The sequence below is a fragment of the Streptomyces sp. NPDC048506 genome (assembly GCF_040651315.1).
Classification (GTDB): Bacteria; Actinomycetota; Actinomycetes; order Streptomycetales; family Streptomycetaceae; genus Streptomyces.
This window is the reverse complement of the sequence record NZ_JBEZIX010000082.1, coordinates 23,140-31,789: the sequence shown is the minus strand read 5'-3', so window position 1 is coordinate 31,789 and position 8,650 is coordinate 23,140. Positions and strand designations below refer to the sequence as shown.

Genomic DNA, 8,650 nt, shown 5'->3' with positions numbered 1-8,650 from the left:
GGCGACGAGGGGGCGTTCCTGGCCTGCTCGTTCTGGCTCGCCGACGACCTGGCGATGATCGGCCGGGTGGACGAGGCCCGCAAGCTCTTCGAGAAGCTGCTCTCGCTCCGTAACGACCTGGGCCTGCTGGCCGAGGAGTGGGACCCCAAGGCCAAGCGCCAGGTGGGCAACTTCCCGCAGGCGTTCAGCCACGTTCCGCTGATCGACACCGCGCTGCGGCTGACCGCGAGCGGGGCGTACGGCGGGTAGCCGGTGACACGGCACGGTCCGACACGGCACATCTGACACGGCAGATCCGACACGGCACGTCGAGGCCGCCCCCGAAGGCTCCCGGGGGCGGCCTCGGCGTGTGGGCGCTCGGGCGGGCGGCTCAGAACGGGGTCAGGGTGAGGGTGACCTCCTTGGGCGCGCCGTCCTCGATGTACGAGGCGAAGCCGGCGATGTCGTCGAAGGCGAAGCCGTAGGCCTTGCCGTCCTGGGTGGCGGCGTGCATGGCCTTGGCGTAGTGGTTGGTCAGCCGCTGCTGGTAGAAGGTGGCCGGGTCGGTGGTGGGCTGGTGGGCCTGGGTGGTGAGGGTGGAGCGGTTGAGGGCCGCGCCCAGGACGGCGGCGATCGGGCCGCGGGTCCCGTCGTTGGGGGCGGCGAGGGTGCCGTCGCAGAAGAGGACGTCACGGGTGGCGGGCTTGTCGAAGGAGACCGTGCCCGCGGCGGCGCCGGCCCGGCCCCTGCGGCCTCGGGGGCCGGTGAAGGTGAGCCTGCCGCCGCCGACCCGGCCGATGAAGGTGCCCGCGTCGGTGGTGACGGTCAGGTCCTCGGCGGCGTAGGCGGACCAGGCCTCGTCGATGGCCGGGGCGAGGTAGTCCCCGGCGAACAGCCCGCTGTCCAGGCCGTGGCCGGGGGCGATCACCCGCTTGTCGCCGACGACCAGGCGGTCGAAGCCCTCGGCGGCCTTGACGTCGGAGAAGATCTTCGCGCGGGCGCCGTCCTTGAGGGTGCCGGTGGTCTGCTGCTTCGCCCCGGAGAGCGTGAGCGCGAGCGGCACACTGAACATGTCGACCATGGTGGTGTTGCAGTACATCCCGCCGGCGTTGTACGTGAACTCGGCGCAGTCGTGCAGCACGTCGTAGTTGGGGTCGCCGGCGACCCAGCCGGCCGGGTAGGCGAGGGCGGCCCTGCCGTTGCCGTCCTGGACGGCCTTGAACTTGAGCTTGCTGCCGAGCGCGGTGTAGATCCGGCCGGACATCCGCGGCAGTTGGAGGGTCGTGGTGCCGCTCGCGGCGAGCGGTATGGCGTAGTCGGTGTAGCCGTCCGGGCCGTTGTCGGCCTGCGCGACGGGCTTGAGCTCACCGTCCGGGGTGACGTGCACCTGCTGGGTGCCGTCGTTGCCGACGATGTAGAGCCAGACCGAGGAGTTGGCGTACGCGCCGGAGTCGTTGACGACGTGCAGCGGCATGCCGGCGGCGGAGCGGCCGGCCCGGGCTGCGGTGCGGGCCGGGGCGCCGGCCGGTGCTCCGGGGGCGCCGATCGCGCGGCCGGCGAGGGCGAGTCCGGAGACGGTGGAGACGGTGGCGGCGCCGGCGGCGAGGCCACCGAGCAGGGCGCGACGAGTGATCATGAGGTGGCTCCTTGCGGGGCGGGCTGAGCGGTGGGGTCCGCGGACCGGCCGAACCGGACGCCGGCGGGCTGCCGTACCGAGACCGCGATGTGGTCGACGAGGAGCGAGCCGCCGGGGCGGGTGGCGTCGGTGGGGGTGACGGTGCCCGCGACGCCGTCCGGGAACGCGCCGCCCATCGCGAGGTCGAGCAGCAGGAAGTGGCCGTGGTGGGTGGCCCTCGCCCAGGTGTCGGCGTCCGTCTCGGAGGCCCGGACGGTGTGGAACCGCTGCCCGTCGACGTACCAGTTGAGCGATTCGGCGGCGGGGTCGGTGCGGTCCAGCTCCAGCGCGTAGGTGTGGAAGCCGGCCTGGCAGGCGGTGTCCGGGCAGGCGCGGGAGTTGCCCTTGCCCTGGGTCTCGTGGCACGGACCGCCGGGGTTGACGCCGCAGTGCAGGGTGCCCCACACCGTGTTGACGCCGTTGGCGTTCTCCATGATGTCGAACTCGCCGATGCCCGGCCAGTTCTGGTAGTTGCCGCGGTAGTCGGCGCCCAGCGTCCAGAAGGCCGGCCAGTAGCCGAGCGCGCCGTCGCCGGAGACGTCGGGCATCCGGATGCTCGCCTCGATGCGCAGGGTGCCGCCGGCCGGGGCGGCGAAGTCGGTGCGCCGGGTCTCGATCCGGGCCGAGGTCCAGGTGGTGCCGTCCTTCTGCGCGGTGATCCTGAGGTGGCCGGCACCGTCGAGTCGGAGGTTCTCGGGGCGGTCGGTGTAGGTCTCGCGCTCGCCGGTTCCCCAGTTCGGCGGGCCGCCCGGGTAGCCGGTGCCGGTGTCGATGATCCAGTCGTCGGCGGACGGGCGGGATCCGGCGGCGCCGTCGAAGTCCGTGCGCCACACTTCCTGGAAGGCGGTGGGGGTGCGGGCAGCGGTGGCCGCCTGCCCTGCGGTGGCCGTGGGGAGGGCGAGGGCGTACGCGGTGACGATGGCGGTGCTCGCAGCGAAGAGCACCGCTCTCCTTCTCGTGCTCATGACATTCTCTCCTCGGCACAGTGGGGGGTAGTGAGGAGTTCCATGGGGGATATGCGGAATGAGAGCGCTCTCACGAGGTGCCCAGTGAACCCTGCCGACTCGACGGCACACCGTCAAGTCGCCGCGTGAAAAAAGGAGTTGCATGGTGTCCGAGCCGAAGGGCACACGACCGACACTGGAGGCGGTCGCCGCGCGCGCCGGCGTCTCGCGGGCGACGGTATCCCGCGTGGTCAACGGCGGGGCGGGAGTGCGGGAGGCGGTCCAGGACCGGGTCCGGCAGGCGGTGCGCGAGCTGGGGTACGTCCCGAACAGCGCGGCCCGCACCCTCGTCACCCGCCGCACCGGCGCGGTCGCCGTGGTCATCGCGGAGCCGGAGACGAGAGTCTTCACCGACCCGTTCTTCGGTCGCCAGCTGCGCGGCATCAGCCGCGAACTGGCCGCCGCCGACACCCAGCTCCTGCTGATGCTCGTCGAGCACCGCGCCGACTACGACCGGATCGGCCGCTACCTGTCCGCCGGGCACGTCGACGGGGCGCTGATGTTCTCGCTGCACCGCGACGACCCGCTGCCCGCCATGGCCGAGCGCGCCGGGCTGCCCACCGTCTACGGCGGCCGGCCCGGCTGGGCGGGCGCCGAGCGCGCCCCGCGACCGCTGTACGTGGACACCGACAACCGCGACGGCGCCCGCCAGGCCGTACGGCACCTGCTCGGCCGCGGCCGCCGTCGGATCGCGGTGATCACCGGACCGCTCGACCAGACCTCCGCGCTCGACCGTCTCGACGGCTACCGCGAGGCGCTCGGCACGGCGGAGCCGGACCCGCGACTGATCGCCGACGGCGGGTTCACGGCACAGGGCGGCGAGCGCGCCATGGCCCAACTCCTGGACGCCGTACCGGACCTGGACGCCGTCTTCGCCTGTTCCGACCTCATGGCGAACGGCGCGCTGCGCACCCTGCGGGCGCGCGGACGCCGGGTCCCGGACGATGTGGCGGTGGTCGGCTACGACGACCTGGAGCCGGCCGCCTGGGCGGATCCCCCGCTGACCACGGTGCGACAGGACGTGGAGGAGATGGGGCGGTTGATGGCCCGGCTGCTGCTGCGGCTGCTGGATCCGCGGCGCACGGACGGGGCGAACGGGCCGGCGGGGGGCACGGTCCCGGAACTCGCGCCGGTGATCACGGAGGCACGGCTGGTGGTGCGGGAGTCGGGGTGAGCGGGGCGGTGCCGGCCTCCCTGACCCGGGCGGCCGGTGCCGGGCGGCCGGCCCGGCCGGGGAGGCGGCCGGGCCAGGGCGGCGGCCGGGCCGGGAAAGGCAGGCAGACCAGGGAGGGTAAGCAGGCCCGGCAGGCCGGGGAGGGCCGCCGGTGCGCAGCGGGTGCCCGTGCTGCGCCCGGTCGGGCGACCCGGCGCCGCGGGGACCGTGCGGGCCCCGGACCGCACCGCTCCGGATAGCGGACTACGGGTACCGTTCCTGGCCATGGGGCCGGAAGCGAAGGACAGGACGATCGAAGCCGAGATCACGGTGCGCAGGGCGCTGGAGCTGCCCGCGCTGCGGCGCGGGCTGCCGGAGGTGCTGGCCGGCCAGGACCGGCTGGACCGTGCGGTGCGCTGGGTGCACGCGGGCGAGGTCCCGCACATCGCCTCGCTGCTCAAGGGCGGCGAGCTGCTGCTGACCACCGGCCTCGGCCTGGGCGCCCGGCCGTCCGAACAGCGCGCCTTCATCCGCAAGCTCGCGGACCGCGAGATCGCCGCTCTCGTCGTGGAGCTGGGGTCGCGTTTCAGCGCACTGCCCCCGGCGCTGGTCGACGCCGCACGGGACTGCGGTCTGCCCCTGATCCAGCTGCACCGCGAGGTCCCCTACGTCACGGTCACCGAGGCGATCCACACCGAGATCATCAACGGCCACTACGCCCTGCTGCGCCGCGCCGACGAGATCCTCCGGCGCTGCACGGACGTGCTGCTGCGCGGTGGCGGCACCCCCGAGGTGCTGCGCCTGCTGGCCGTCTTCACCGGCAACCCCCTCTGCCTGGAGGCCCCCGACGGCAGCCCCCTGTACGCCGCGGGCCCGGACACCGAGAACGGCGGCGGCCCCGAGGCGGCCGACCCGCTGCTGGCCTGGGAGGGGCTGCGCGACACCGGCGTACGCATCGACGTGCCCGGCGGCGGTCCCGGCCCCGACGCGGTCCGCGCCCGACTCGTCCTGCTGCCGGTCAACGGCCCCGTGGCGCCGGTGCACCGGATCGCCGCCGAACGCGCCGCCGACCTGCTCGCCGTCGTGATGCTCCAGTCCCGCCAGGAGGAGGTGCTCGCCGCCCGGGGCCGTGGTGACTTCCTCGCCGACCTCGCCGAGGGCCGGATCTCCGCGACCGAAGCACCGGCCCAGGCCCGTCTGCTGGGCTTCCGCCCCGGCGAGGAACCCGTCCTCCCGGTGGTCATGCGGCTGCCCGCCGGCCTCCCCACCCCCGGCAGCTGGGCGCTGCTCGCCCAGACGCTGCGCGAGGAACTCGCCGCCCCCGGAGCGCCGGTGCTGCTCGGCGTACGCCCCGTGGAGGGCCGGGTCCCCATGCTGGTCGCGCTGCGCGCCGGTCAGGACCGCACGGCGCTCGCCGACCGGATCGCCGAGGCGCTGCGCGCCGGAGTGGTCCGCGCCGGCCTGGACCGGCCGACCGCGCACCGTCCGGTGGTGGTCGTCGGTGCGGCCGGCGACTGGACGGCGGCGGGCCCCGGCCTGCAGCACGCGGCGGAGGCGGCGGCCGCGGCCCAGGGCCTGCCGGAACAGCCCTGGTACGACGCCCGCCGGCTGGACATCGAGCTGTTGCTGTGGCGGATGCGCGAACACGGCGAACAGGGCGTGCTCACCGACTTCGTGGAGCGCGCCATCGGCCCGCTGCTCGCCCACGACCGGGGCGCCCGCCAACCGCTGCTGCCCACGCTGGAGGCCTACCTGGCCAGCGCCGGGCGCAAGGCCGAGACCGCCCGCGACCTGAACGTCAACCGGCAGACGCTCTACGACCGACTGGCCCGCATCGCCCAGCTCCTGGGCACCGACCTGGACGACCCGCAGACCGTCCTGGGCCTGCGGCTGGCCCTGCGCGCCAGACGGCACACGGACAAGCCGTAGGGACGGGCGGGCAACGCCCCCTGGCCCGCGACCGCCCCGGCTGGCCCGCGACCGTCCCGGCCGCCGTTCCCATGGCGAGCGCGACCAGCACCCCCCAGCACGAGGAGCGTGTCCGGCCCCGGAGCCATCGTCACCAGCCGGGCGAACAACGCGAAGCTCGCTACGGCAATCGTCACGGCGGCCTCCAGCCGTACACGGGTCCGATCCGGGTGACCTTATCGCCCGTGGGGTGCCCGGGCCCCGGACACCGCACGCGCGGCCCGGACACCGCACAGGAGCTCCGGACACCGCACTGGGCGCTCCGATGCGACGCGAGCACTAGAAGGGCGGCGTCGACCGCACCGGCTGCGTCAACTCGTCGTACACGCTGAGGACTTGGGCCACCGTGTCGTTCTCGGTCGGCCAGCCCGCCGCCTGGATGCGCCCGGCCTCGGCGAGGGCGTCCCGGCGCGCGGGGTCGGCGAGCAGGGCGAGCACGGTACGGGCCAGGGCGGTGGCGTCGCCGTAGCGGACCAGTTCCGCCGCCCGGCCGACCAGTTCCCGGGTGCCGCCCGTGTCGGTGGCGACCAGCGGCACACCGGCCCGCAACGCCTCCTGGGCGATCAGCGAGCGGGCCTCCCACTTGCTGGGCAACACCACGAGGTCGGCGGCGGCGAGGAGTTCGGACACGTCGTCGCGGCGGCCCAGCAGCTGGACGGGCAGCTGTTCCAGGTCGATCCGCCGTTGCAGCGCGGCTCGCCGGCAGCCCTCCCCGGCGATGGCGACCAACGGTCGCGGGTCGAGCGTGCACCAGGCGTGCGCCGCGTCCAGCAGCAGGTCGTGCCCCTGGCCGGGGTCGAGACTGCCGACCGCGAGCAGCAACGGGCGGTCCACCGCGCCCAGTTCGGCGCGCTCCTTGTGCCGCGTCCGGTCCTGCTCCTCGGGCTCGGCCGAGGAACCGCCGGACCGCGGCCGCGGGATCGCCACCGGCGCGAGCCGCGCGTCACGTGCGCCCCGCTCGCGCGCCCGGTCCACCAGATCGGAACAGGCCCCCAGGACCACGGCGGCGGCCCGCGCCACCCTCCGCTCCATCAGATGCACCAGCCCGGCCCGCGCACCCTCGGTGTGCGTCTTCGTGTGCCAGGTGATGACCAGCGGCACCCGCCGCCCTCCCCTGGGGGGACGCAGTCCGCGCAGCGCCATCGAGGCGCGCAGACCGGCCCGCAGTCCGTGCGCGTGGACCAGATCGGCGTCCCAGCAGGCGCTGCGCAGCAAGGCCACGCTCGTCGGGTCCGCCCGCGGCGGGACGGGCACGAAGCGCGCGCCGGCACCGGTGAAGTCGTAGGCCTCCTCCGCCTCCGGGGCCGCGCAGACGGTCACCCGCACCCCGCGGGCGACCAGCCCTTCGGCCAGCGAGCGGACGTGTGCCGCGCTGCCGGCGCTGCCGTGCCCCAGCACCTGGACCGTGCGCAGCGGCGACAGCCCGTGCGTCGAGGTCGGGGTGCTGATCACGTGGCCGGGACTCCTGGGTCGGGGGACGGAGCGGACCGTACCGGGAGGTCGGTCTGCTTGCTGCGGACTGCGGGGCACTGCGGTTGCCGTGGACTTCTGCGGGTGTTGCCGGGCATCGCGGGGTCGTGCGGCGCAGGGCCGGGGGCCGTCGGACCGCCTGATGCGGGCGCGGTACGGCGGGCGCACCCGGAACTGCGCACCGCGCCCAGGATGCCAGCCCGGCGACGTCAATTCGGCACCGTCCGCACGCCGTTCCGGTGGGAAGTCTCACTCCAGCGCTTACCGGATCACCCACATGGGCGACAAACCGCCCGCGCAGGTGAACGGTCCCTACGGGTGAGCCGGCCCCCGGAGCACGCCCGCCGACGCCGCACGGGGCGCGTACGCCGTTGGCCGGCGCGCACCCGGTGACTGTCCGAATCGGGGATCGGGAGGGCCTGCGGTCCGGGGAGCGGAGGAGTGGAGGAGTGGAGGAGGGAGGAGGGAGGAGGGAGGCCTGGAGGAGGAGAGAGCGGAGTCCCCGGTCCCCAGCCCCCGGCCCCCAGTCCCGTCGACCGGACCCCGGAGGGCCTCAGAACGCCGCTGCCGCCCGGCTGACGCGGTCCCCCGCCGCCGCGGCGGCGACCAGTCCGACCGCGTGTGCGGCCAGCCCCGTGCGGCCGTTCGCCGTGACGACGGCCAGGCCGAGGGCCGCGCCGAGCGCATGCGCCCCGGCGTCCCCGAGCATCGTTCGCTCCCCCAGGTCGTCGCCGACCACCGCGGACACCGCCCCGAGGGGCGCGGCGGACAGCGGCCCGGCCGGTCCGCGCCGCAGCAGCCCGGGCCCACCGAGTGCCAGGACCGCGCCGGCCGCCCGGCCCGGCCGGACGTCCAGGAGGTTCACCAGGTGCGCCGAGCCCGCGATCACCACACCGGCCAGCAGCTTGTCGACGGGGCGTTCCTTCAGCAGGGCCCCGGCGGCGAGCCCGGCCGCGCCGATCCCGAAGAGCTTCACCGCGCCGCTGGTGACCTCGCGGTGCCGCAGCGCCCCGAGGTGCGCCCGGAAGCCGCGCCGGGGGTCGTCGGCACCGAAGACGTCGTCGTACGCCCCGCAGCCGCCGGCGGCCAGCACGGCCAGCGCCGTCGCGGTACGGGCCCGGGCGGGCAGTCCGGGGGCGCCGGCGGCGGCCAGCGCGGTCCCGGCGGTGGTGGCGAGGCCGGCGTGCAGGTGCACCGTCCGGCCGGCGTGGTTCGTGCGCTCCCACAGGACGGCACCGCCCGGCGGCCGGCTCCGCAGCGCCCGGTACGCGGCCCGGGTCGTCCCCGCCGCGCCGAGCAGCGTCGAGATCCGCCCCAGCACCGTGCCGCCCGCCACCATGTCGCTCCCCTTCCACACGGCACCCTGCCGCACACCGAACTCCCGACCCCGCCGGATACCTG

7 protein-coding genes are annotated in these 8,650 nt (G+C 75.3%); 3 read left to right on the top strand and 4 right to left on the bottom strand.

Features of this window, described 5'->3' with window-relative positions:
• Positions 1-249: glycoside hydrolase family 15 protein (locus AB0C96_RS40465; protein ID WP_362924992.1), on the top strand; the 249-nt coding region annotated here is incomplete at its 5' end.
• Between the two features lie 121 nt (positions 250-370).
• Here AB0C96_RS40465 and AB0C96_RS40460 read toward each other — a convergent pair.
• Positions 371-1,615 (bottom strand): beta-1,3-glucanase family protein, encoded by a 1,245-nt coding sequence (locus AB0C96_RS40460; RefSeq protein WP_362924990.1) that lies wholly within the window; start codon positions 1,613-1,615, stop codon positions 371-373.
• Positions 1,612-2,619: a glycoside hydrolase family 16 protein gene (locus AB0C96_RS40455; RefSeq protein ID WP_362924988.1), complete on the bottom strand. Its 1,008-nt coding sequence runs from the start codon at positions 2,617-2,619 to the stop codon at positions 1,612-1,614. Before AB0C96_RS40455 ends, AB0C96_RS40460 begins: the two co-directional genes overlap by 4 nt.
• Positions 2,620-2,761: 142 nt before the next feature.
• Here AB0C96_RS40455 and AB0C96_RS40450 point away from each other — a divergent pair, with 142 nt between their 5' ends.
• Both AB0C96_RS40450 and AB0C96_RS40445 read left to right on the top strand, forming a co-directional pair.
• Entirely contained in the window at positions 2,762-3,832 is a 1,071-nt protein-coding gene (locus AB0C96_RS40450) for a LacI family DNA-binding transcriptional regulator (RefSeq protein WP_362924986.1), read from the top strand.
• Positions 3,833-4,096: 264 nt separating this feature from the next.
• Complete coding sequence (locus tag AB0C96_RS40445) at positions 4,097-5,740, top strand: PucR family transcriptional regulator (protein ID WP_362924985.1); 1,644 nt, start codon at positions 4,097-4,099, stop codon at positions 5,738-5,740.
• Positions 5,741-6,058: 318 nt separating this feature from the next.
• On the opposite strand, the gene AB0C96_RS40440 is transcribed toward AB0C96_RS40445, so the two are convergent.
• Positions 6,059-7,231: a glycosyltransferase family 4 protein gene (locus AB0C96_RS40440; protein WP_362924983.1), complete on the bottom strand. Its 1,173-nt coding sequence runs from the start codon at positions 7,229-7,231 to the stop codon at positions 6,059-6,061.
• Between the two features lie 571 nt (positions 7,232-7,802).
• On the bottom strand, positions 7,803-8,588 hold the full coding sequence (locus AB0C96_RS40435) for a hypothetical protein (protein ID WP_362924997.1): 786 nt from the start codon (positions 8,586-8,588) through the stop codon (positions 7,803-7,805).
• Between the last annotated feature and the right edge of the window lie 62 nt (positions 8,589-8,650).

Excerpts from the sequence above, each read along its gene's own strand:
- AB0C96_RS40460 (WP_362924990.1), bottom strand. The coding sequence starts at position 1,615 with ATGATCACTCGTCGCGCCCTGCTCGGTGGCCTCGCCGCCGGCGCCGCC.
- AB0C96_RS40455 (WP_362924988.1), bottom strand. The coding sequence starts at position 2,619 with ATGAGCACGAGAAGGAGAGCGGTGCTCTTCGCTGCGAGCACCGCCATC.
- AB0C96_RS40450 (WP_362924986.1), top strand. The coding sequence starts at position 2,762 with ATGGTGTCCGAGCCGAAGGGCACACGACCGACACTGGAGGCGGTCGCC.
- AB0C96_RS40445 (WP_362924985.1), top strand. The coding sequence starts at position 4,097 with ATGGGGCCGGAAGCGAAGGACAGGACGATCGAAGCCGAGATCACGGTG.
- AB0C96_RS40435 (WP_362924997.1), bottom strand. The coding sequence starts at position 8,588 with ATGGTGGCGGGCGGCACGGTGCTGGGGCGGATCTCGACGCTGCTCGGC.